At 67.7% G+C, this 23,878-nt stretch carries 22 protein-coding genes; 9 read left to right on the forward strand and 13 right to left on the reverse strand.

The features are described from left to right. Positions 1-201: 201 nt before the first annotated feature. The 5 genes from QN358_RS07790 to QN358_RS07810 form a co-directional block, all read right to left on the reverse strand. On the reverse strand, positions 202-864 hold the full coding sequence (locus QN358_RS07790) for a response regulator transcription factor (RefSeq protein WP_136643597.1): 663 nt from the start codon (positions 862-864) through the stop codon (positions 202-204). Then, on the reverse strand, positions 861-2,171 hold the full coding sequence (locus QN358_RS07795; protein WP_161580489.1) for a sensor histidine kinase: 1,311 nt from the start codon (positions 2,169-2,171) through the stop codon (positions 861-863). Before QN358_RS07795 ends, QN358_RS07790 begins: the two co-directional genes overlap by 4 nt. A gap of 46 nt (positions 2,172-2,217) precedes the next feature. Continuing rightward, positions 2,218-3,552 (reverse strand): M50 family metallopeptidase, encoded by a 1,335-nt coding sequence (locus tag QN358_RS07800; protein WP_136643595.1) that lies wholly within the window; start codon positions 3,550-3,552, stop codon positions 2,218-2,220. Positions 3,553-3,664: 112 nt separating this feature from the next. Then, positions 3,665-4,750, reverse strand: coding sequence for a 1-deoxy-D-xylulose-5-phosphate reductoisomerase (dxr, locus tag QN358_RS07805; protein WP_136643594.1), 1,086 nt, complete (start codon positions 4,748-4,750; stop codon positions 3,665-3,667). 34 nt (positions 4,751-4,784) lie between these two features. After that, positions 4,785-5,807, reverse strand: a complete 1,023-nt coding sequence (locus QN358_RS07810) for an FKBP-type peptidyl-prolyl cis-trans isomerase (protein WP_323512035.1) — start codon at positions 5,805-5,807, stop codon at positions 4,785-4,787. A 218-nt stretch (positions 5,808-6,025) separates the two neighbouring features. On the opposite strand from QN358_RS07810, the gene QN358_RS07815 reads away from it, so the two are divergent. Beyond that, a complete protein-coding gene (locus tag QN358_RS07815; protein WP_323512036.1) occupies positions 6,026-10,276 on the forward strand; it encodes a Pls/PosA family non-ribosomal peptide synthetase in 4,251 nt (1,416 codons plus the stop codon). After that, positions 10,276-11,619 carry a M1 family metallopeptidase gene (locus QN358_RS07820; RefSeq protein WP_323512037.1) on the forward strand — a complete coding sequence of 448 codons (1,344 nt, stop codon included), beginning with the start codon at positions 10,276-10,278 and terminating at the stop codon, positions 11,617-11,619. The genes QN358_RS07815 and QN358_RS07820 overlap by 1 nt, the downstream gene beginning before the upstream one ends. A gap of 24 nt (positions 11,620-11,643) precedes the next feature. Here QN358_RS07820 and QN358_RS07825 read toward each other — a convergent pair whose 3' ends face one another. After that, the gene (locus tag QN358_RS07825) at positions 11,644-12,102 is read right to left on the reverse strand and encodes an OsmC family protein (RefSeq protein WP_136643590.1); all 459 of its coding nucleotides are present in this window, start codon (positions 12,100-12,102) and stop codon (positions 11,644-11,646) included. A 115-nt stretch (positions 12,103-12,217) separates the two neighbouring features. Here QN358_RS07825 and gabT point away from each other — a divergent pair, with 115 nt between their 5' ends. Continuing rightward, positions 12,218-13,615, forward strand: coding sequence for a 4-aminobutyrate--2-oxoglutarate transaminase (gabT, locus tag QN358_RS07830; RefSeq protein WP_323512038.1), 1,398 nt, complete (start codon positions 12,218-12,220; stop codon positions 13,613-13,615). Then, the gene (locus QN358_RS07835; protein ID WP_323512039.1) at positions 13,612-14,796 is read left to right on the forward strand and encodes an asparaginase; all 1,185 of its coding nucleotides are present in this window, start codon (positions 13,612-13,614) and stop codon (positions 14,794-14,796) included. Before gabT ends, QN358_RS07835 begins: the two co-directional genes overlap by 4 nt. A gap of 78 nt (positions 14,797-14,874) precedes the next feature. Here QN358_RS07835 and QN358_RS07840 read toward each other — a convergent pair whose 3' ends face one another. Further along, complete coding sequence (locus tag QN358_RS07840) at positions 14,875-15,660, reverse strand: PP2C family protein-serine/threonine phosphatase (protein WP_136643587.1); 786 nt, start codon at positions 15,658-15,660, stop codon at positions 14,875-14,877. A 250-nt stretch (positions 15,661-15,910) separates the two neighbouring features. Between QN358_RS07840 and QN358_RS07845 the strand changes: the two genes are divergently transcribed. After that, complete coding sequence (locus tag QN358_RS07845; RefSeq protein WP_136643586.1) at positions 15,911-16,378, forward strand: Lrp/AsnC family transcriptional regulator; 468 nt, start codon at positions 15,911-15,913, stop codon at positions 16,376-16,378. Positions 16,379-16,464: 86 nt separating this feature from the next. Here the strand turns inward: QN358_RS07845 and pdxH are convergent, their stop codons facing one another. Continuing rightward, entirely contained in the window at positions 16,465-17,106 is a 642-nt protein-coding gene (pdxH, locus tag QN358_RS07850) for a pyridoxamine 5'-phosphate oxidase (protein WP_136643585.1), read from the reverse strand. A 214-nt stretch (positions 17,107-17,320) separates the two neighbouring features. On the opposite strand from pdxH, the gene QN358_RS07855 reads away from it, so the two are divergent. From QN358_RS07855 to QN358_RS07870, 4 genes are all read left to right on the forward strand, one after another. Then, positions 17,321-18,001, forward strand: coding sequence for a hypothetical protein (locus tag QN358_RS07855; protein ID WP_323512040.1), 681 nt, complete (start codon positions 17,321-17,323; stop codon positions 17,999-18,001). A gap of 258 nt (positions 18,002-18,259) precedes the next feature. Then, complete coding sequence (locus QN358_RS07860) at positions 18,260-18,751, forward strand: methylated-DNA--[protein]-cysteine S-methyltransferase (protein ID WP_237280409.1); 492 nt, start codon at positions 18,260-18,262, stop codon at positions 18,749-18,751. Further along, on the forward strand, positions 18,748-19,338 hold the full coding sequence (locus QN358_RS07865) for a DNA-3-methyladenine glycosylase I (protein ID WP_136642645.1): 591 nt from the start codon (positions 18,748-18,750) through the stop codon (positions 19,336-19,338). Before QN358_RS07860 ends, QN358_RS07865 begins: the two co-directional genes overlap by 4 nt. Before the next feature lie 142 nt (positions 19,339-19,480). Then, positions 19,481-19,744 (forward strand): hypothetical protein, encoded by a 264-nt coding sequence (locus QN358_RS07870; RefSeq protein ID WP_323512041.1) that lies wholly within the window; start codon positions 19,481-19,483, stop codon positions 19,742-19,744. A 100-nt stretch (positions 19,745-19,844) separates the two neighbouring features. On the opposite strand, the gene QN358_RS07875 is transcribed toward QN358_RS07870, so the two are convergent. The 5 genes from QN358_RS07875 to QN358_RS07895 all read right to left on the reverse strand — a co-directional run bounded on the left by QN358_RS07875 (position 19,845) and on the right by QN358_RS07895 (position 23,876). Beyond that, positions 19,845-20,294, reverse strand: a complete 450-nt coding sequence (locus QN358_RS07875) for a DUF5684 domain-containing protein (RefSeq protein ID WP_323512042.1) — start codon at positions 20,292-20,294, stop codon at positions 19,845-19,847. Between the two features lie 120 nt (positions 20,295-20,414). Then, positions 20,415-21,161 carry a YaaA family protein gene (locus QN358_RS07880; protein WP_323512043.1) on the reverse strand — a complete coding sequence of 249 codons (747 nt, stop codon included), beginning with the start codon at positions 21,159-21,161 and terminating at the stop codon, positions 20,415-20,417. 22 nt (positions 21,162-21,183) lie between these two features. Beyond that, positions 21,184-21,471, reverse strand: a complete 288-nt coding sequence (locus QN358_RS07885; RefSeq protein ID WP_136642648.1) for a F0F1 ATP synthase subunit epsilon — start codon at positions 21,469-21,471, stop codon at positions 21,184-21,186. Between the two features lie 2 nt (positions 21,472-21,473). Beyond that, entirely contained in the window at positions 21,474-22,958 is a 1,485-nt protein-coding gene (gene atpD, locus QN358_RS07890) for a F0F1 ATP synthase subunit beta (protein WP_136642649.1), read from the reverse strand. Positions 22,959-22,976: 18 nt separating this feature from the next. After that, positions 22,977-23,876 carry a F0F1 ATP synthase subunit gamma gene (locus QN358_RS07895; RefSeq protein ID WP_136642650.1) on the reverse strand — a complete coding sequence of 300 codons (900 nt, stop codon included), beginning with the start codon at positions 23,874-23,876 and terminating at the stop codon, positions 22,977-22,979. Between the last annotated feature and the right edge of the window lie 2 nt (positions 23,877-23,878).

Here is a 23,878-nt window from a genome sequence, read left to right on the forward strand (position 1 = left end):
AGATGTGTATAAGAGACAGTGTAAAGGCCGTCGTCATTGTGTTCGCCACTGCCGTCGTCAGCACCGTCGTGTCCTTTCGTCAGGGCCCGAACTGGGCCGCTGAGTCAAGACTCCGCCGATACCGGCCACCGCACATCCGCCACCGGGCGCGACCCGACTACTCCCCCGGGAGCACGATCGCCAGCCAGCCCACAAACCCGCTCAGCGCCACCCCGGCCGCACGAGCCCGGCCTCGTATGCGGCCACCACCAGCTGCGCCCGGTCGCGTGCGGCGAGCTTCGACATCGTTCGGGAGACGTGCGTCTTCACCGTGAGCGGGCTGAGAAACAGTCGCCCGGCGATCTCGGCGTTCGTGAGCCCCTCGCCGACCAGCGCCAGCACTTCGCGTTCGCGATCGGTGAGCGAGTCGAGCTGCGGCACCTGTGAGCCGTCTCTGAGCCCCGCCGCGACCCGCTCGAGCAGCCGGCGCGTCACGCTCGGCGACAGCAGCGCATCCCCCGCCGCCACCACCCGCACCGCGCGGATGAGTTCGACGGGCTCGGTGTCTTTCACGAGGAATCCGCTGGCACCGGCGCGAATGGCCCGCCCGACATACTCGTCGAGCTCGAATGTCGTGACGATGATGATGTGCGTCTCGGCCAGGGCAGGGTCGGCCACGATCTGCTCTGTCGCCCAGAGGCCGTCGCCGGCGGGCATCCGGATGTCCATCAGAACCACATCGGGCCGAAGCCGCGTCACCGCCTCGACCACCTCAGTGCCCGTGGCGGCCTGCCCCACGACGTCGATGTCGGCCTCGTTCTGAAGCAGCGCGCTGAAACCGGCCCGGATGAGTTGCTGGTCGTCGGCGACGACGACCCTGATCACCGGCCACTCCCCTGCTTGGGGAGAATGGCCCGCACTCGAAACCCCACCGGCCCCGCCAGCCCGCCCGCTGCGGCGTGCAGAGGCGCACCCGCCGCAGCCGCCGAATCAGACGAATCGAACGAATCTGACGAACTCGCAGACCCCGCCGCATCGACCGGCCCCACCTCGAACGTGCCGCCCAGCAGCTCGGCGCGCTCACGCATGCCGCGGATGCCGTTGCCCAGCGCACTCTCGAGCGTCGTCGTCGACGCCCCAGCAGGGGCCGCAACCCCGTTGTCTTCGATGGTCACAGAGTAGAAACCGGCCGTCTCTGCCACAGTCACGGCAACCTCCGATGCCCCGGAATGCCGCGTGGCGTTGGTGAGGCTCTCTTGCGCGATGCGGAACAGCGCGAGCTGCACCCCGGCCGATGGCGCGCTGGTGATGCGGTTGTCGAGCCGCACCCGCAGGGCTTCGGTCGATGCCCCCGCGACGAGCGACTCGAGCCGCGCCAGGTCGGCGCTCGGCAGCAGCGGTGCATCACGCTCTGAGCGGAGAAAACCGAGCACCCCGCGCACCTCGTCGAGCGCAGTCTTGCTGGTCAGTTTGATATTGGCCAGCGCCTCGGCCGCCTTCTCCGGATGCTCGTCGATGAGGTGCAGCCCCACCCCGGCCTGCACGTTGATCTGCGAGAGCGAGTGAGCCAGCACGTCGTGCAACTCCCTCGCAATACGCACGCGCTCTGCCTGGGCCGTGTCTTCGCGCCGCCGCCGCATCGCGAGCTGAAACTCGAGCACGCGTTGGCGTCGGGTTCGGATGCCCTCGCCGATCACCATCGCAACCACGAGCCCGATCGTGGTGACCACGACGCGGCCCGGGTTCCAGTCGATCGAGAACACCAGCGAACCGCCGAACGCGATCAGCCACCCGGCCGTCACGGCAAGGAACGCCCACAGCCGCGCACCGCGCGCAATCGCCGAGATCACGGCGAAGCCGACGGCCACGTAGGGCGCGCCGGAGGCGGAGGGCAGCAGGAGGTCGGCGCAGGCCGCAGCGGCGACGATCGCCACCACAGGGCCAGGAAATCGGCGGGCGAACAGTAGCGCGCCAGGCCCGATCAGTGCGAGAACGAGGGTGAGGAGCCCGAGCGGGTCGTGCCGGTGAACGCCCGAGAGCACGGCGACCGGTACCTGCACCAGAAAAGAGAAGAACACCGGCAGCAGCACGAAGAGCAGGGTCGGCGGCCCAGCGTGGCCGCCGAAGCGCGATGCCTGTCGGTCGAACTCGGCTCCGCCTGGTGCGCCGCGCTGCGGGTTGGTGCGTGCCATAGTACCGATCGTATCGAGGGGGGCCGCGTGCGGCATCCGGCGGGCGCTAGCCGAACAGGTTGACGGGGTTCACGATGTCGGCGTAGACGAGCAGGGCGCTCACGCCGCCGAGAAAGATCACCACCACGAAGGTGAGCGGCATGAGCTTGGCGGTGTCGACAGGACCGGGGTCGCGGCGCTTGAACAGTTTCGCCACGCGGCGGCGCAGGCCCTCCCAGAGAGCCCCGGCGATGTGGCCGCCGTCGAGCGGCATGAGCGGCACCAGGTTGATGACGAACAGGCCGATGTTCACCGAGCCGAGAAGCCCGATGAGCGTGGCCACCTTGCTCGCCAGCGGAATGTCGATGGTGGCGATCTCGCCGGCGACCCGGCCGACACCCACCACGCTGATGGGCCCGTTGACGTCGCGCGTGCCGCCGCCGAACGCGGCGTCGGCCACGCCCACGAGACGGGCGGGCAGGTTGATGATGGTGTTCGCAACGCCCACCACGTTGGTGCCGACGAAGGGCAGCACGGCCGTCACCGGCTGGGGTACAAGCTGGGTGGCGTAGCCGATGCCCACGAAACCCACGTTCTCGGTGACCGCGGCGCCCGTCGAATCGGTCTTGACGACCGACTGGCCGTTCACGACCTCGGTGGCGTCGCGCTGGGTGAGCAGTGGTGTGATGGTGAGCGTGGTATCGGTGCCGCCGCGGTTGACGACAACGGTGAGAGGCACGTTCGACGAGGTACGAATGATCGAGGTGGCGTCATCCCACGTCGAGATCGCGGTGCCATTGATGGTCTCGATACGGTCGCCCGGCAGGATGCCCGCGGCGGCGCCGGGTGACACCGGGTCGCCCGTCTCGCAGGTCTGGCGGGTGCTGCTCGCGGGCAGCACACACGAGCTGACGCTGCCGATGGTGGTGCTCGGGCCGGCAATACCGAACCCGCAGAGCACGATGCCGAAGAACAGAATGCCGAGCAGCAGGTTCATGGTGGGGCCCCCCAGCATGATGATGAGGCGTTTGTAGACCGGCAGCCGGTAGAACGAGCGCGAATCGTCGTCGCCGACGGTGTCGAGGCTCGCCTTTCTCGCGTCTTGAATCAGCGTGTTGAAGAAGCCCGTGGTGGCGCGCCTGGCCTTGCCGCCCGCTTTCTGGGGTGGGAACATGCCGATCATCGAAATGTAGCCGCCGAACGGAATCAGCTTGAACCCGTACTCGGTCTCACCTCGCCGGCGCGAAAAGACGGTCGGCCCGAAGCCGACCATGTACTGCGTCACCTTCACCCCGAAGAGCTTGGCGGGAATGAGGTGCCCCACCTCGTGGAGGGCGATGGAGATCGCCAGACCGAGCGCGATGATGACAACGCCGACGACATAGAGCAACACGTTTTCCACGTGCACACGTTACCGCCACGATTCGGCTGGGCCCTGAGCGCGGGCTGGGCACGAGCCTGACGTTTGCCCGCAACGGGCTGAGGAGCGCGCGCCGGGCCACCGGGCAGTACAGCTAGGCGGCGGCGATCATGCGGTCGGCCTCGCGACGAGCCCAGAGTTCGGCCTCGAACAGCGCCTCGCGGGTGAGAGCACCCTCGTGCGGCTCGTGCAGCTGCACGACCCTGTCGATCGTCTCGACGATGTCGAGAAAACCGATGCGACCGGCATGGAACGCGGCGACGGCCTGCTCGTTCGCCGCGTTGAAGACCGCGGGGTAGGTTCCCCCGGCACGGCCGACCTGCTTGGCGAGTTCGACGGCCGGAAATGCCTCGTTGTCGAGCGGCTCGAAGCTCCAGGTGTGCGCCTGGCCCCAGTCGAGGGGCGCGCCGACGCCGGCAACCCGGTTCGGCCAGTCGAGCCCGAGCGAGATGGGCAGCCGCATGTCGGGCGGCGACGCCTGCGCCAGCGTCGAGCCGTCGATGAACTCGACCATCGAGTGAATGACCGACTGCGGATGCACGGTCACCGCGATGCGCGCGTACGGTACGTCGAACAGCAGGTGCGCCTCGATGATCTCGAGCCCCTTGTTCACCAGGGTTGCCGAGTTCGTGGTCACCACCAGCCCCATATCCCACGTGGGGTGGTTGAGCGCTTCGCGGGGGGTCACGTTCATGAGTGACGCCCGGCTGCGGCCGCGAAACGGCCCGCCCGATGCAGTGAGCACGAGGCGTTCGACCTCGTCGGCGGTGCCCGAGCGGAGAGCCTGTGCGATGGCCGAGTGCTCGGAATCCACCGGAACGAGTTGCCCCGGCGCCGCGATGCCCTTCACGAGCTCGCCGCCGACAATGAGGCTCTCTTTGTTCGCGAGGGCGAGGGTGCGGCCGGTCTCGAGGGCGGCCAGGGTGGGGCCGAGTCCGACGGAACCGGTGATTCCGTTCAGAACGACGTCGGCATCGACGCTTCGTACGAGCTGCTCGGCATCGACCGCACCGAGGGCGACGTCGGTGACGCCGAATTCGGCGGCCTGGGCATCCATCGCCGCACGGTTCGTACCAGCGGCCAGGCCCACCACGTCGAACCTCTCAGGGTTGGCGCGAATGACGTCGAGCGCCTGCACCCCGATCGAACCGGTTGAGCCGAGAATGATGACGCGTCGCATACCTGTCATTGTGGCACCGACGTCGTCGACGGGGTCACTGCGCCGGTGTCGTGGCGAGAATGTCGACCACGAACACGAGGGTGTCGGTGCCCTCGATGCCCGCCGCGGTCTGGCCCGCGACGCCATAGCCCTGGTCGGGCGGGATCACGGCGATGACCTGCGAGCCCACGGCCTGGCCCACGAGAGCGGCCGAGAACCCCGGGATGACCTGGGTGGTGGCGAACGTCGCCGGCTTGCTGCCCCAGCTCTGGTCGAACACGGCGCCCGTGCGCCAGATGACGCCCTGGTACTGAACCGTCACGCTGTCGCCGGTGGCGACCGTCTGGCCGGCGCCCTTCTTGAGGTCGGCGATCTGCAGGGTGGTGGGCGGGTCGGCCGCCGGGATGCTGATGGCCGGGGTGCCGTTCGCGGCCAGTGTCACTGCGGGAAACCCGGCGGGGGCGGGCTGCGCGGCACCGGTCGCCTGCGTGGGCAGGTTCGGATCGAGCGTGGCCGAAGGAGTTGCGGTGGGTGCCGGAGCGACGCTCTTCACATCGACGACGAAGACGAGCGAGTCGGTTGCGCCGACGCCGAGGTCGGTGTTTCCTGCCGCGCCATACGCGTCACCCGGCGGCACGACCGCGACCACGCGCGACCCGACCGTGGAGCACGAAACGGCCTTCACGAGCCCCGGCAGAAACTGCGACTCATCGACAGTGATGGGCAGCGGGGCGCCGCCCTCCTTGAGGGTGGTGAACAGCTCAGCGCCCGAGGTGGCGTTGAAGAGGGTGAAGTCGACGGTGGCGACCATGCCGGTTCCGGCGACGGCGCCGCTGCCGGTCGTGAGCACCGTGCGCTCGGTGATGTCGGTGGTGAGCGGCGCGGTGAACGTTGCCGTGGGGTGCTGGTCGGGTTCGCCGGTCACCGTCACGGCGGCGGAGGCCGCGCCGGGTGCGGTGAGCGAGCACGCGACCGTGGGGGCGGGTGTGGGGGCCGACGAGCCGCTGCACCCCGCGAGCACGAGAAGGGCGGCTACGGCCGCTGCGGCGGTCACGGAGAAGGTGGCGATGGTGCGCATTGATCCTCAGCTGGTCGAGTGACGTCGATCTACGGATGCCAGTCTGCCGTACGACGGTGAGTGGGTGCTGTGCCGGGCATGCTCGGCACGGGCGGCGCGGGGCGGGCATCCAAAGCCGGCTGCCGCCTAGACTGGCGCTCGTTCACCTCGGCTTCGCCCTGCCTCACTACACTCTGAGCACTTCGCCCCGATGTGCGACCCAGAACAGGATGACCGGCATGACCCTCGCCACGACAGCCCCCGGCCTTCTTCTTGCCGGTGAGCGCGCGCCAGAACCCCGCACCCTGATCGATGTGCTTCAGGCGAGTGCCAGGGCGAATCCGCAGGCGCCCGCGTTGGCCGACGCGGGCGGAACGCTCAGCTACCGCGAGCTGCTCGCCGAGATCAACCGGGCTGCGGCCAGGCTCGCCGAAGCGGGCGTGCGGCGCGGCGACCGGGTCGGAATCAGGGTGCCGTCGGGCACCCGTACCCTCTACATCGCGATTCTCGCGACGCTCGCGGTGGGCGCCGCATACGTTCCCGTCGACGCTGACGACCCCGACGAGCGGGCCGCGCTGGTGTTCGGCGAGGCGGCCGTGGTGGGTGTGATCGGGGCGGCCGGCGAGATTGCGCTGCGGCCGGGCACCGGCACGGCTGACGCTGGAATTGCCACCCCCACCCTTGGCTCGCCCACGGGCACTCTGCCGGTCGTCGGCGGGCCCACGACAGACGACGACGCGTGGATCATCTTCACCAGCGGCTCGACCGGCACCCCGAAGGGCGTCGCGGTCACGCACCGCTCGGCCGCCGCCTTCGTCGACGCTGAAGCGCGACTGTTTCTGCAGGCCGAACCCCTCGGGCCGGGCGACCGTGTGCTCGCCGGGCTCAGCGTGGCGTTCGACGCCTCGTGCGAAGAGATGTGGCTCGCGTGGGGGCACGGTGCCTGCCTGGTGCCGGCACCGCGCTCACTCGTGCGCTCGGGCGTCGACCTCGGCCCGTGGCTCATCGCGCACGGCATCACGATCGTCTCGACGGTTCCGACCCTCGCGGCGCTGTGGCCGCCCGAGTCGCTCGAACTGGTGCGCCTGCTCATCTTCGGCGGCGAGGCGTGCCCGCCCGAGCTCGCCGCCCGGCTCGCCATCGACGGCCGCGAGGTGTGGAACACGTACGGCCCCACCGAGGCGACCGTGGTGGCGTGCGGCGCCCTCCTGACGGGCGAGGCTCCGGTGCGCATCGGGCTGCCGCTGGACGGCTGGGATCTGGCGGTCGTCGACAGCAACGGGCATCCGGTGGCCGACGGCGAAGTGGGCGAGCTCATCATCGGCGGGGTGGGCCTCGCGCGCTACCTCGACCCGGCGAAAGACGCCGAGAAGTATGCCGCCATGCCCACGCTCGGCTGGGCGCGCGCCTACCGCAGCGGCGACCTGGTGCTGTTCGACCGCGCCGGCCTCGTGTTTCAGGGCCGCGCCGACGACCAGGTCAAGCTCGGCGGGCGCCGCATCGAGCTGGGCGAGGTGGAGGCCGCACTGCAGGCGCTACCCGGGGTCGCGGGGGCCGCTGCCGTTGTGCAGCAGACCACGGCCGGCAACCAGGTTCTCGTGGGGTACCTCGCGCTGACAGATGCCGCTGCGGCCCCGGTGGCCGCGAGCGCGGTGGCTCCGGATGCCCGGCCCTTCAGCCTCGCCGCCGCGAGCGCGCTGCTTCGCGAAACCCTTCCCGCCGCGCTCATCCCCCTCCTGCACGTGGTCGACACCCTTCCCACGCGCACCTCCGGCAAGGTGGACAGGGCGGCGCTCCCCTGGCCACTCCCGACCGCCGGCAGAGGGGCGGCTGCGGGCTCCGGGTCGAGCACCGGCGCAGGCACAGGCGCAGGCGGCGCACGAAGTGCGGGCGCCCGCGCCGACGCCCGCGCGAGCACGAGCACGGGCACCGGCACCGCAGGGCAGCTACCCGCCTTCTCCCCCACGGCAGCGTGGCTCGCCGAGCTCTGGTCGGGCATCCTCGGTGCTCCGGTGACCAGCCTCGATGACGACTTCTTCGCCTTCGGCGGCGGCAGCCTCACCGCCGCCCAGCTGGTGTCGGCGATTCGCGCCCGCTTCGCAGAGGCCACCGTCGCCGACATCTACGACCACCCGCGCATCGGCGCCCTCGCCGCCGAACTCGACGCCCGCGCCCCCGTCGCCCGCGCCAGCCGCGAACAGGTCGCTCCCACCCCGCCATCGACCCAGTTCCTGCAGACTCTGCTTGGCATCCCCTTACATGTCATCGTGGGGCTGCGCTGGCTCGTCTACGTCTTGGCCGCCAACAATGTTCTGTCGGCCTTCGGGGTGTTCACCTGGGCGCCCACGATCTCATGGTGGTGGGTTGTTGCGGGCTTCGTGCTCCTCATCACCCCGTTCGGGCGCATGGCGCTCTCGGTGCTCAGTGCCCGCGCCCTGCTGGCCGGCGTGAAGCCGGGCGACTACCCGCGCGGCGGTCGCGTTCACCTGCGACTCTGGCTCGCCGAACAGATCGCCCTCCTGGTGGGCGCCACAAACCTCGCCGGCGCCCCGTGGATCCTCACCTACGCCCGCGCGCTCGGCGCAAAGATCGGCCCCGGCGTCGACCTGCACACCCTGCCACCCATCACCGGAATGCTGAAAATCGGCGCACGAGCTTCGATCGAGCCCGAGGTCGACCTCGCCGGCTACTGGATCGACGGCGACACGCTGCACCTCGGCAGCATCCAGATCGGCGCAGATGCGACTGTCGGGGCCCGCAGCACTCTTCTACCGAACGCCCGGGTGGGTCGCCGAGCAGAGATCGCCCCGGGCTCAGCGGTCGCGGGCCGAGTGCCCTCCGGCCAGTTGTGGGCCGGCTCCCCCGCCCAGCGCCTCGGCAAAGCGCACCCCGGCTGGCCCGATCACCGGCCACCCCGCAACGCCCGCTGGCTCGTTGCGTTCGCTGCCGGATCGGTGGCCCTGTCGCTGCTACCCGTGCTGGCCGTACTCGTCGGCGCGGTCGTCGCGGGCGCGTTTCTCGGTCTGAGCCTCGATGCGGGTTCGCTCGGCGGGCTCGGCAGCGTTCTGCCGGGGGCCGGCAGCCAGACCCCGGTGATCGAATCGCTCACAACCTCTGTCGCGAGCGCGCTGGGTCGAGCATCCGGTGCCCTCAGCCTGCCGTCTCTCGGCGAGGCAGCCCTCCGCGTGCTCGCGGCCATTCCGCTCGCCACTATCGCGGCCGGAATCGTCTACGCCGGCCTCACCGTGATCGCCACCCGTCTGCTCGGCATCGGTCTCCGCCCCGGCCACTACCCCGTGCGCAGCCGCATCGGCTGGCAGGTCTGGGCCACCGAACGCCTGCTCGATGCCGCGCGAACCATTCTTTTTCCCTTCTACGCGAGCCTGTTCACCCCCGTCTGGCTCCGGATGCTCGGGGCCACCGTCGGCTCGAACGTCGAAGCCTCGACGGTCTTGCTCCTGCCTCGCATGACCACGATCGGCGACTCTGCTTTTCTCGCCGACGACACTATGGTGGCCTCGTACGAGCTCGGCGGCGGCTGGCTGCGCATCGATCAGGCCACCATCGGCTCGCGCGCGTTTCTCGGCAACAGCGCGCTCACGGCGCCGGGGCGGAGTGTTCCGCGCAACGGGCTCGTCGCGGTGCTCTCGGCGACGCCGCGAAAGGCGAAGAGCGGTTCGTCGTGGCTCGGCAACCCGCCCGTGCGGCTGCGCCGGCAGGTCACCGAGTTCGACGAGGGCCGCACGTTTCGCCCGTCGACGCGGCTGCGGCTCGCCCGCGCTCTCTGGGAACTGGGGCGCATCGTGCCCGTCATGATCAGCGTGGGCATCGGGCTCGGTATCGCGGTGCTGCTGGAATGGCTGCTCGGCACGTTCGGCCTCGGCTGGGCGATCGTACTCAGTGGCGCGGTGATGCTGGCGGGCGGCGCGGTGGCAGCGCTCGTGACGACGGCTGCCAAGTGGGCGCTGGTGGGGCGCATTGTACGTTCGGAGCATCCCCTCTGGTCGTCGTTCGTCTGGCGGAACGAAGTGTCGGATACCTTTGTGGAGATGGTTGCTGCTCCGTGGTTCGCGAACGCTGCTTCTGGCACGCCCGCTCTCGTGTGGTGGCTGCGCTCACTCGGCACGACGATCGGGCGGGGCGCCTGGGTCGACACTTACTGGCTGCCCGAAGCCGACCTCGTCTCGATCGGCGCCGGGGCGACGGTGAACCGGGGCTGCGTGGTGCAGACACACCTCTTTCACGACCGGGTGATGAGCCTCGACGGGGTCGAACTCGCCGACGGCGCCACGCTCGGGCCGCACGGCGTGATTCTGCCGGCCGCCTCGATCGGGGCCGACGCCACCGTGGGGCCTGCGTCGCTCGTGATGCGCGGCGAGCACGTTCCGGCCCGCTCGCGCTGGGTGGGCAACCCCATCGCACCGTGGGCCGCTGGGGCCGAGGCTGCTGCTGGCACTGGAACTGGCACTCGAACTGGCGGGCGCCCCTGATGCCGCGCAGCACCTCTACCGCGCTCGCCTCGGAAGGCGCCCGCTCGCACGGCGACCCCTACCTGCCCACCAGCGGCAATGGCGGCTACACCGTGCTGCACTACGACCTCGACTGCGACTACCGGGTGTCGAGCAACCGCCTCGCTGCCACGGCCACCATCACCGCCCGCGCCACCCACCGGCTCAGCAGGTTCAGCCTCGATTTCGCCGGCCTCGTGGCGAGCAAGGTGAGCGTCGACGGTACGCGCTCCACCCAGCTCACCCAGACCGCGCGCAAACTCGTCATCACTCCGGCCAGCCCGATCAACAGCGGCGACGAGTTCACCGTCGTGGTGCGCTACGGCGGCCAGCCCAAGCCGGTGCAGAGCCAGTGGGGCGAGGTGGGCTGGGAAGAACTCACCGACGGGGTGATTGTGGCCGGCCAGCCGAGCGGGGCTCCGTCGTGGTTTCCCTGCAACGATCATCCATCGAACAAGGCCAGTTACAGCATCGTCTTCTCGGTCGAGTCGGCCTACCGCGTGCTCTGCAATGGCGAGCTCGTGAAACGGTCGCAGCGCGCGAGCAGAACCCGGTGGGAGTTTCAGCAGACCGAGCCCATGGCCAGCTACCTCGCCACCGTACAGATCGGGCTCTACGAGACCATGGGCATCTCGCAGAGCGGCGTGCCGCAGTACGTGCTCGTGCCCGAAGACCTGCGCCCCAACGCCCTGGCCGACTTCGAGCCGCAGCAGCGCATGATGGAGCTGTTCGAGCGCCTCTTCGGGCCGTACCCGTTCGCCGACTACGTGGCCGTGGTCACCGACGACGAGCTCGAGATTCCGCTCGAGGCACAGGGCCTCGCGGTGTTCGGCCGAAACCACATCGACGGTCTCGGCGGCTCAGAACGCCTCATCGCCCATGAGCTCTCGCACCAGTGGTTCGGCAACAGCCTCACCGTGTCGCACTGGAAGGACATCTGGCTGCACGAAGGGTTCGCCTGCTACGCCGAGTGGCTGTGGAGCGAAGAGTCGGGCTCGCTGACGGCCGACCAGTGCGCCGCTTCGCACTGGTCGAAGGTGAACCGGTTGCCCAAAGACATCACCGTCGGCGATCCGGGGGCGGCGCGGATGTTCGACGACCGCCTCTACAAACGGGGCGCCCTCACGCTGCATGCGCTGCGCCGAACTCTCGGCGACGACACGTTCTTCGCGATACTGCGGCACTGGGCGGCGACGTATCGGCACGGCTCGGTCTCGACCCCGGAGTTCATCACTCTCGTCGAGTCGCACGCATCGGTGCCGGTTCGGGCGCTGTTCGCGGCGTGGCTCGACCAGTCGGCGCTGCCGAAACTGCCGCGCGGCTGAGTGCTGGCGGCTGGCCTGCGTGCCTCAGCGAGCGGTCGGCTCGTGGAGCACCGGGAAGTTCACCGACTGGGCGATGAAACACACCGCGCTGGCTTCGTGGTGCAACGAGTTCGCCAGCTCGACCTGGCTAGGATCATCCAGTGTCACCACCGGGCGGAGCGTCACCGAAGTGAAGTGACCGCCCTGGCCCGCCTGCGCCATCGTGCCCACGGCGGCATCTTCGTACGCGGTCACCACCACGCCGTGCTGCACCGCCACGTGCAGGTACGACAACATGTGGCATTCGGCGAGCGCGGCCACCAACAGCTCTTCGGGGTTCCACCGATCGCGGTCGCCGTGGAACGTGCGGTCAGCCGACGCCGGAAGCTCCACCTTGCCCTCGGCACGGATCACGCCCTGCCGACCGTAGTCGCGGTACCCGCTCGTGCCTGTGCCGCGGTTGCCCTGCCATTCGACGCTCACGGCGTAGTGGTGCTCATTCACGGCCCCAGCCTAGGTGCTCTTCCCGCGTCGGCAACCGTCGGTACAACGAGGGTGAAGCAAAGCTGCACGGTGCGCTCCCAGCCGGGCCGGGCGCGAGCCGGTAATCTTGAGCACTATGACTGACACCATCGGCACCCCCGTCTCCTCTGTCTCCTCTGTCTCCGCTGGCCCCGCTGCCTCTGTCGCACAGCAGCGCAGAATCGTCACCGCGATTCCCGGCCCGAAGTCTGACGCCCTGCACGCACGACGCCTCGCCGTGGTGCCGGTGGGCGTGTCCTCCGTTCTGCCCGTCTACATCGCCCGCGCGCACGGCGCCATCCTGGTCGACGTCGACGGCAACCAGTTCATCGACCTCGGTGCCGGAATCGGCGTCACCACCGTGGGCCACACCCAGTCGGGCGTCGTCGAAGCGGCCACTCAGCAGCTCAACGACGTCACCCACACCCTGTTCACCGTCACGCCCTACGAAGAGTACGTGCGCGTCGCCGAGCTGCTCGCCGAACACACCCCCGGTGATTTCGCCAAGAAGACCATGCTCGCCAACTCGGGCGCCGAAGCGGTCGAGAACGCAGTGAAGATCGCCCGCAAGTACACGCGCCGGGTCGGCGTCGCCGTGCTCGAGCACGCCTACCACGGCCGCACCAACCTCACGATGGCCATGAACTTCAAGGCCGCGCCCTACTCCACCGGCTTCGGCCCGTTCGCCGGCGACGTGTACCGCGCCCCCAACTCGTACCCGTACCACGACGGCCTCACCGGCGCCGAGGCGGCGGCCCGCACCATCGGCTACCTCGAGAAGACGGTCGGCGCGTACGACCTCGCCTGCCTCGTTGTCGAGCCCATCCAGGGCGAGGGCGGCTTCGTTCTGCCGGCGGAGGGCTACCTCACGGCGCTGCAGCAGTGGTGCACCGACAACGGCATCGTGTTCGTGGCCGACGAGATCCAGAGCGGAATGGCCCGCACCGGCGAGTACTTCGCCAGCACCCATTTCGGGCTGATCCCCGACATGGTGCTCTCGGCCAAGGGCATCGCGGGCGGCCTCCCCCTCGCGGCCGTCACCGGCCGTGCTGAGATCATGGATGCCGCCCTGCCGGGCGGTCTCGGCGGAACCTTCGGCGGCAACCCCGTCGCAGCCGCAGCGGCGGTTGCCGTGTTCGGCGAGATCGAACGTCTGGGCCTTCTCGCCGAGGCCACCCGGGTCGAGCAGACCCTGTCTGCGGGCCTGCTCGAACTGCAGAAGAAGTACGACATCATCGGAGACGTGCGCGGGGTCGGCGCCATGATCGCCATCGAACTCGTGCAGCCCGGTACCGGCTACACCAGCAAGGAGCCCAATGGCGACGCGGTGACCTTCTTGGCTTCGTACGCGGCGCAGCACGGCGTGCTGATCCTCACCGCGGGCACGTACGGCAATGTTCTGCGCTTCCTGCCGAGCCTCACCATCACCGACGCTCTGCTCGAAGACGCCCTCTCCGTACTCGACGACGGATTCGCCGAGCTGGCCGCGAAGTGAGCGGCGGCACCTTCGCCGCCACCGAGGCGGTCGAGCTCGCCGTGCTCGAGCGCAGCGGATTCGTCGAGTCGCGCCACATCGGTTCGGCCGTCGTCGTGTCGCCTTCGGGCGAAGTCGTCCGCACGCTCGGCAACCCCGACGCGCCCATCTTCCCGCGCTCGTGCCTGAAGCCGTTCCAGGCGCTGGCGGTGCTGAACTCCGGCGTCGAACTCAACGCCGTGCAGACCGTGCTGGCCACGGCCAGCCACGCCGCCACTCCCGAGCATGTGGCCGTGGTCGAGAGCATCCTGGCCAAGGCGGGGCTGACGACAGACGCACTGCAGTGTCCAGACGATTGGCCGGGCGACTCGGCTGCGCGCGACGAACTGGTGCGCGGGCACCAGCACCGGGCATCCATCTACATGAACTGTTCGGGCAAACACGCGGCCATGCTGCTCGCCTGCGTGGTGAACGGATGGCCGATTGACACGTACCTCGACCTCGACCACCCTCTGCAGCAGCGCATCGTCGAGACCATCGAGTCGCTGACCGGTGAGCGCATCGCCGCCACCGGCACCGACGGCTGCGGAGCCCCCGTGCACGCCATCTCGCTCACCGGCCTCGCGCGCGGCATCGGGCGCATCACGGGCGCCTCGGCCGAGTCGGTGCCCGCCGCCTCGGTGCTGACTGCCTCGGTGCTGACTGCCTCGGTGCTGACTGCCTCGGTGCTGACTGCCTCGGTGCTGACTGCCTCGGTGCTCGCGAACGGCTGGGCCATCGACGGGCCGGGCCGCGCCAACACGCTCTGCATCGACTCGCTCGCGGTGTTCTCGAAGCTCGGGGCCGAGGGCGTGATGGTCATGTCAACCACGCCGGCAACCCCGCTGCCCGACGCGTCTGCTGCTGATGGTGCCGCTGCTTCGGGTGCCGCTGCAGGCGCTCCCGCTGCGGGTTCTGGCGCCCCCGCCACCGAATCGCCCGCCGGCACCACCGCCGGCACAACCGTGGCGATCAAAATGCTCGACGGGAGCCTCCGTGCAGCCACCCTCGTGGGGCTGACGCTGCTCGTGCAGGCCGGAGCCCTCGACGAGCGCGCCGTCGATGCCCTGCTGCCCGCCCTCGACCTCACCGTTTATGGCGGCACTTCCCCCGTCGGTAGCATCCGACTCGGAGCCGCAGTCCCGGTCGCCGCCATCTCATAAGGTCATTCTGCGACCGGGATTTCGACCGCGAGCAGCCAGCGGCTGTGAGCGACAAGCGGGCAGCCGCGACGCGCAGCCCTACTCGGCGAGCTCGACGTCGATCACCAGCACAGTGACGTTGTCGCGGCCACCGTTCGAGAGAGCCGCCTCAACCAGCGAGCGCGCTGCGTCTTCGGCCGTCACGCTGATGGCCAGGTAGTGCGCGATGCCGTGGTCGGTGAGCTCTTTCGTGAGCCCGTCGCTGCAGACCAGGAAGCGCTGGCCGGCCGCCACGGCAAGAGTCGAGTAGTCGGGCGCCGGCGTCTCGTGAAAGCCCACCGCGCGCGTGATGATGTTGCTGTCGGGGTGCGTTTCGGCCTGCTCGGCGGTGATGAGGCCGGCGTCGACAAGCTCCTGCACCACCGAATGGTCGATCGTGAGGCGTTCGAGTGAAGCGCTCTCGTACAGGTACACGCGGGAGTCGCCGATGTTGAAGATCGCCCAGGTGGGGTGACCGTCGAGCTGAGTCAGCGCGACCCCTGTGACGGTGGTGCCGGTACCCCGCTCGTTCGCGTCGCCCACAACGTCGATGTCTTCGAGCGCCCTCAGCAGCGCTTCGTCGATCACGTCGCCGGTCGTGAAGGGTTCACCGCTCACGGCTCCGAGTCGGTTCACCACCGCAGCGCTGGCAATGTCACCAGCGGCGTGGCCGCCCATGCCGTCAGCCACGGCGAAGATGGGAGGCGTAGCCACCACGCTGTCTTCGTTGACCTTGCGTTTTTTACCGAGGTCGCTGAGAGCCGACCATGAAACGAGGAAGGTGGGCGCCTCTGCCCCGGCTCCGGTGACGCGTATACGCGCGGAGCTGTCGCCGATCTGGGTCACGCGATGTCTCTTTCTGACCGGCTGTCGTTCGGGTGATCAGCCTTTCGACAACCATAGACGACCTGCGACCCTCACTGTGGTCACACTGTGGTCACACTGTGGTCACACAGTGGTCAGATCAGCACTCTCTCTCGCCTTGCACGCTCGCTCTACCCCCCAACAGGCCGGGTTTACGTCGGGCAGTATAGTTCAGCTCCGAATCCGCACCCAAACCGTTGATGCGCGCAGCGTCGGCTGACACAATCGACAAATGAGCCACAGAGCAAGCCCGACGTCACTCGATGACACTTCGAGATCGATTGTCGAGCTGCTGCAGGCCGACGGGAGGCGCTCCTACTCCGACCTCGGCAAAGAAGTAGGTCTCAGCGAGGCGGCGGTGCGCCAGCGCGTTCAGCGGCTCACCGACTCCGGCGCCATGCAGATCGTGGCCATCGCCGACCCGGCACAGCTCGGGTTCCGACGTCAGGCGCTGGTGGGCCTGGCCTGCTCGGGTGACACTGTCGCCATCGCCGACGCGCTGTCTCTTCTAAATTCCGTCACAAGCGTCGCGCACACCGCAGGCCGGTTCGACCTCATGATCGAAGTCATCTGCGAAAGCGACGGGGCCCTTATCTCGGTTCTGAACGACGATGTGCGAAGCATCGCTGGCGTCGAGTCGACCGAGACGTTCGTGTACCTGGCTGTGCGCAAGCAGTCGCACGGGCGGGCCGGGCGGTAGGTAGGGTCTTCAGCCACTGCTACGCCCCTCAGCGCCTCAGCGCGTGATCTCCACCCCTCACGCACACCTCGCCCATGCCGTGCCGCTCACGGCTGCAGCCGAGTGATCTGCCAGCCAATCTCGCCGGGCGCGTACTCGAACCGGTCGTGAAGGCGAGATGTACGGCCTTTCCAGAACTCCACTCTGGTGGGCACGATCCTGAACCCGCCCCACCCCTCGGGTCGCTCAACACTCCCCTCCGCTTCGTACTCGCTCTCAACGCGCGCCACCCTCGCCTCGAGCTCGGCGCGCGAGCCAATCGGGGCCGACTGTTCGCTGGCGATGGCGGCAATCTGCGATCCTCGCGGCCTCGAAGCGAAGTACGCGTCACTTTCGGCGGCGGTGAGCCGCGCGACCGTGCCCGTCACGATGGCCTGCCGCACGAGCGAATACCACGGAAACAGCACTGACGCCACCGCATTCGCCGCGAGGGCACGGCCCTTCGCCGAATGGTAGTTGGTGAAGAAAGTCAGGCCCCGAGCATCCAGACCCCGCAGTAGAACAGTGCGGCTCCCTGGCAGCCCCGCCGCGTCGACCGTCGACAGCACCATGGCATTCGGCTCCCGGATGCCCGCCCGCTCGGCCTCGGCAAGCCACCGTGCAAGCTGCGCCGTCGGGCTCGGGTCGAGGTCGCTCTCGTTGAGCGCTTCGGCTCCGTAGTCGCGGTGGGTTTCGAGGGAATCGCTCATTGCGCCACGCTACGCCCGGGGTGGGGTGGGCGCCAGTGGGTGGAATATCGGGGGGTGGGTCGAATGCCGGAGGGGGTCGAATGTCGGAGGTCGAATGTCGGAGGGTCGCATGTCAGAGGGTCGAGTTATGCTCGCTTTGACTGTGGCGCTCCGGCTCACTGGCGCGCTCTCAGCCCTCTGATCGACACCACCCCTCACCGAAAGGGCCCCGCCCATGACAACTCCCGCCTCATTCGACCCCCGCCTTGTCGCGCTGGCTCGCGCCGGCAGACTGAACACCCTGCTCGCCACCGTCACTCGTGGGCTCGACGGCGATGAAGCAGAACCCGTCGTCTACCGTTGGGCGTACGTCGCCAGCATGTTCGGCCACCGTGACGCCGACGACCTCGTCGCCGAGTTCGACGAGCGCGAACCCACCTGGTGGGGCGACCACGGCGACCCTGTGTTAGCCGAGATCCACCTCGAGCTCGCGCTCGCACTCCTGTCGGGCCGTCGCGGCCTCCCGCCCGACGAAGGGCGCGCTCGCGCGCACCTGACCGAGGTGATCGACCACTGGCTTGCCGCCGAAGCCGAAGAAGACGAGTGGAACGAGTGGTACGCCCCCGAGAACTACCCGAACCTGGCCGCCGGATGCTCGCCCCACGCCCATGCCCCGACTCCGCCGCCCCGCTCACCCACCGGCCGCCCTCCCACGCCAGCCCTCACCCCGAGCGCCGACCTCTCTGCAAGCACGTGCTCCCCGTCTGAAGAGCCTCCCCAGACGGAGTTCTCGCTCAACGTGCAGCGGGCCCGCCAAGCGCTCCTGCCCGCCGAGCGCCCCCACTTCGACCGAATCTGGTTCGAGACCCTCAACCGAACCGAGCTGCCACCGCGCGACCTGAGCTGGCGCCTCTGACCCATGCCCACGCCCATCGACTTTCCCCAGAACGTCGCCACCGGCCGCACCAACCGACGATGTGGGGCCACTCGATCGATCCCGCGGCGGCGGTGCGAGCGGGCAGTCGCCCGCTGAGAGCGTGATCGGGTGCCTGAAGCCCGGCTCGACCCGGCCCTGCGGAGTACACGGCTCCTGCACGTTGATGAGGATCACACAGTTGTCCACAGTTCAGCGGGAGCTGCGATCGACGTCGGGCCACGGCACTACTGTCGAATCATGACAGCTCCAACCCACCTCCTCCGCGTCGAGAGTCCGCTCGGCCGGCTCGAACTGACGGCCGACGACGACTCCATTCTCACGCTCGAAATCGAGCGCGCCGGCCTTCTCACCTACGAGAACCTGCCCGAGAACTCCAACGACGTCCTCGACGAAGCCTCGCGCCAGCTATCCGAGTACTTCGCGGGTGACCGCACCGAGTTCGACCTCCCCGTGAAGCTCGAGGGCACGCCATTCCAAACCGCGGTCTGGCTGCAGCTGGCGCGTCTCGGCTGGGGTGAGTTCGTGTCGTACGGTGAGCTCGGCGCGCTGGCCGGCAAACCGGGATCAGCACGGGCGGTCGGCGGTGCCGTCGGTTCGAACCCGGTTCCCATCATTGTCGGCTGCCACCGTGTACTCGCGTCGAACCGCAAGATCACCGGCTACAGCGCGGGCAATGGCATTCCCACCAAAGTCTGGCTGCTCGACCACGAGAGCATCGGTCACGCATGAGCGCCATCGTGCAGGGGGCCGATGGCATAACGCGGTGCGCCTGGGCGGGAACAGACGAGCTCTACATCGCGTATCACGACACCGAGTGGGGCAAACCCCTCCACTCCGACCGTGCGCTGTTCGAGAAGATCAGCCTCGAGGGCTTCCAGGCCGGCCTCTCATGGATCACCATCCTGCGTCGCCGAGAAGCGTTCCGTGCGGCGTTCCACGACTTCGACATCGACACCGTTGCAGCTTTCACTGACGCCGACGTCGAACGCCTCGTCACCGACGCCAGCATTATCCGGCATCGCGCAAAAATCAACGCCGTCATCACTAACGCCCGCATCACGCAGAAGCTCATCGCCGACTCCTCCGTCGGCGCCCTCGATCGCCTGGTCTGGAGTTTCGCCCCCGCATCTTCGCGACCTCGGCCTCGAACATTCGCCGACATCGTCGCGACCACCCCCGACTCCATCGCCCTGAGCAAAGCTCTTCGTGCGCTCGGCTTCGTGTTCGTGGGCCCCACCACCATGTACGCCCTCATGCAGTCAGGCGGCCTGGTCGATGACCACGTCGCCGGGTGCTTTCTGGCCGCCGATGAGTGAGACCGGCCATCACCGCTCGAGCCATTCCCCTCCCCGCACAACACCAGCTTCTTCGGCGGCGGTGCTGCCAGTACCGTTGGCGCGAGAGCTGATCACCGAGCGACTCCGACTCGACCCACTGGCCGTCGATCATGCCGAACCGATGGTGGTGGTGCTCGCCGATCCCCAGTTGTATCGCCATACCGGAGGCAAGCCGCCCACGCGCGACGAGCTGACAGCGCGCTATCAGCGACAGACCCTCGGCCACTCCCCCGACGGCATGGAACGCTGGTTCAATTGGGTCATCGCTGATCGATTGACCGGCACGCCGATGGGATTCGCAGCGAAGCTCGGGCTCACTCTGACGGCAACGCTCGTCGATGGGGAGCGGCGATGGAGGCGAACAGTTCGTAGCCGGCCACACTGAGTCGACCTCGGCCGTAGTTTCGCACGCTCGAGACGCTGCGCACCCTCTGTACGCGATTGAGCGTGCGTTCTCGGCAACGGGATGAGGTCGCGCAAGGGCACTAGATCGCGGAAGACAGACCGCCAATGGGGGCGATGGGAGCGACGCGAAACGGCACTGACGGGTCGTAGGCCTTGTCATCGAAGGCAACCATTGCGAGCCATACGTACGGCACGAACACGTACAACACGACCCAGCCGACGGTCGCCTTTGCGAATCGCGCGCCCAGATTGTAGGCAGCGATCGCTTCCAGCACCAGCGCAGCGTAGTTCGCTATCGGAACAAGCGACAGCAGCGCCCACCATCCGGGCTGCCCGCCGTGTTCGAGAAACACCCACTTGCTGTAGACGGGAACCCACGCCTTCCATGGCGCATCGCCCATCTTCTTCAGCACGAGCGACATGAACCATGCGTCGACCACGTACACCGCGACCGCCACCAATACCGTCAAAAGAATCACGACGACAACGACGAAAGCGAACAGGGGCCCAACTGAATGAGTGGAATACACCCCCACAATGTACCAACCCGACGAGTCACCCGCTTGAGGTGCGTCTCGTGGTCAGTTTCGACCATCGATACCGTCAGAGCGACCGCGCGACACAACGACAGCGCGACAGCGCGACAGCGCTCAGACCATCAGCGCAAGATCGCCGTCAGGCGTGAGCCGCAGATCGAAGCCTGCACCAGGCGCCCAGGCCAGCAACTCGTCAACCGAGGCGAAGTCTACCCCCGCCAGCACCAAGGCCCGCGTGAGCTCACCCTTGGCTTTCTTGTTGAAGTGGTTCAGGGCACGGCGCTGGCCGTCGGTGCCCACGGAGATCACCCTCAGAAAGTGCGTGTTCGGCCGGGCATCCACCGGCCCGAGTGCAACGTATCCTTCTGACCGGAAGTCGAGCAACAGCCCTGGCTCCCGCGCCAGCACAGCAGAGGCAGCGGCTGCCCAATGCTTCTTCAGCGGCAACCCCGGCACCCGTGAGTCGTGCGACAACCGATACGCCGGAATCGCGTCAGCTACGCGGATGGGCCCGAACAGCGCCGAGTGCACGGCCACGTGTGCCCCAGCGAACTGGCGAGCAGCGACGGGAAGGCTCTCTGCAGAGAGCGCGTCGAACACCACTCCCGTGTACCGGTCGAGCGCCGGCATGGTCGGCGACAGCGTGAGACGACGATTGCGCTCCACCTCGACCGCGCCCAGGGTGCGGCCGAGTTTCAGCGCGGCGATGGTGGCATCGGCGTCTCGGGCAAGCAGCCGCACGGCACGAACAAGTTCGGCCCGACGCGTCTTCAACCCATTGAAGCTGAGCGAAGACAGGTCGAGCCGATCTAGTGCACCACCGTCACGCTTGGTCTCAGACGGTGGCAGAAGTACGAGCAAGAGAGAGGAACTACCCCGAACCCTAAGAAACGAGTTCGGCCGCGCGCGCCACAATGGTCACGCGGTCGTTCTCAACCGAGAGAAAACCCTCATCGGCCTGCGCGGTGATGCGCTTCCCGTCGGGCAGAGTGACACGCACTTCGCCCTCGGCAAGGATGGCCAGCAGCGGTTCGTGGCCCCGCAGAATGCCGATCTCGCCCTCAGTGGTCTTCGCGATGACCTGCGTTGCGCCGCCCGACCACACTTCGTGGTCGGCCGACACGACACTGACCTGCAGCGGGGCAGCGCCCGCGCCGGTGACATCAGCCATGGCTAGTTGTCTTCCTTCTGAATCTGAGCCCACTTCTCTTCGACGTCGTTGATACCACCGACGTTGAAGAAGGCCTGCTCAGCCACGTGGTCGAACTCACCGTTCGCGATGGCCGAGAACGACTCGATCGTGTCTTTCAGCGGAACAGTCGAACCCTCGACACCGGTGAACTTCTTGGCCATGTACGTGTTCTGTGACAAGAACTGCTGAATACGACGTGCACGCGAAACCGTGATCTTGTCTTCTTCAGAGAGCTCGTCGACACCGAGAATGGCGATGATCTCCTGCAGCTCTTTGTTCTTCTGCAGAATGGCCTTGATGCGAACAGCCGTGTTGTAGTGGTCTTCGCCCAGGTAACGGGGGTCGAGGATGCGGCTGGTCGAGGTGAGCGGGTCGACTGCCGGGTAGAGTCCACGCGATGCGATCTCGCGCGAGAGCTCGGTCGTTGCATCGAGGTGCGCGAAGGTCGTCGCCGGAGCGGGGTCGGTGTAGTCGTCAGCCGGAACGTAGATGGCCTGAAGCGACGTGATCGAGTGCCCACGCGTCGAGGTGATGCGCTCTTGCAGAACGCCCATCTCGTCGGCGAGGTTCGGCTGGTAGCCCACGGCCGACGGCATACGACCGAGAAGCGTTGAAACCTCTGAGCCGGCCTGCGTGAAGCGGAAGATGTTGTCGATGAAGAGCAGAACGTCTTGCTTCTGCACATCACGGAAGTACTCCGCCATGGTGAGGGCCGACAGCGCAACGCGAAGGCGCGTTCCCGGCGGCTCGTCCATCTGGCCGAATACGAGGGCCGTCTTGTCGAAGACACCCGCCTCTTCCATTTCAGCGATGAGGTCGTTGCCCTCACGGGTACGCTCGCCGACACCGGCGAACACCGAGACGCCACCGTGGTCTTGCGCGACGCGCTGGATCATCTCCTGGATGAGAACGGTCTTGCCGACACCGGCTCCACCGAACAGACCGATCTTGCCACCCTGAACGTACGGGGTGAGGAGGTCGATGACCTTGATGCCGGTTTCGAACAGAGTCGTCTTCGACTCGAGCTGGTCGAACGCCGGGGGCTTGCGGTGAATGGGCCAGCGCTCGGTGATCTCGATCTTCTCGCCGTTGATGGTGCCGTCAGCGTCAGCGTTCAGCACCTCACCGATGACGTTGAAGACCTTGCCCTTGGTGACTTCACCAACGGGCACCGAGATGGGCGCACCCGTGTCGGTGACCTCCTGGCCACGAACCAGGCCATCGGTCGGGTTCAGTGAGATGGCGCGAACCAGGTCGTCACCGAGGTGCTGGGCGACCTCGAACGTGATGGGCGTGGTGACGCCATCGATGGTGACCGTTGACTTCAGTGCGTGGTAGATACCGGGGATGGCATCGTGCGGAAACTCGATGTCGACAACCGGCCCGGTGACGCGGGCGATGCGCCCAATGCCTCCGACCTTCACGTCGGCGGCAGCGGGCGAAGTGTCTGTTGCTGTCGGTGTCATAACTTCTCTCTTCTCAAACTAGCGAGCCGGGGTCAGCGCGTCGGCGCCGCCCACGATCTCAGAAATCTGCTGGGTGATCTCCGACTGGCGGGCGTTGTTGGCCAGTCGGGTGTAATCGCGAATCAGCTTGTCGGCGTTGTCGCTGGCCGACTTCATCGCACGCTGGCGAGCAGCGTGTTCTGAAGCGGCGCTCTGCAGCATGGCGTTGTAGATGCGGCTCTCGATGTAGACGGGCAGCAGAGCATCAAGAACGTCGCCCACCTCGGGCTCGAACTCGTAGAGCGGCAGCACCTCGTTGTCGGCCGGCGCTTCGATGCCGTCGACGACCTCGAGGGGCAGCAGACGCGTCACCTCGGGAACCTGCGAGACCATGTTCACGAAACGGTTGTAGACGATGTGGATCTCGTCGACTCCGCCGGCCGAGGCCTCCTGCAGGAAGATCTCGACAAGTGAGTCGCTGATCTCCTTCGCAACCTCGAACGCCGGCTGGTCTGTGCCACCCGTCCACGTCTTGGCAGCTTCGCGCTTCCGAAACGAGAAGTACGCGGCGGCCTTCCGACCCACGACAAAGTAGGCGACGTCTTTACCCTCACTCCGCAGAAGCGACGTGAGGTGCTCAGACTCTTTCAGCACGTTCGAGCTGAAAGCGCCGGCGAGCCCGCGGTCTGACGCGAAGATCACGACAAGTGCGCGCTCGATCTTCTCGGGCTCGGTGGTGAGGATGTGGTCGACGTTGGAGTACGTGGCGACAGCCGACACTGCTCGCGTGACAGCGCGGGCGTAGGGCCCGGATGCTGCCACCCGAGCCTGCGCCTTCTGAATACGCGACGCGGAGATGAGTTCCATCGCCCGCGTGATCTTCTTGGTCGTCTGGGCAGACTTGATCTTCTGTCGGTAGACCCTGAGCTGAGCAGCCATCG

Source organism: Subtercola sp. RTI3 (genome assembly GCF_035018625.1).
Taxonomy (GTDB): domain Bacteria; phylum Actinomycetota; class Actinomycetes; order Actinomycetales; family Microbacteriaceae; genus Subtercola; species Subtercola vilae.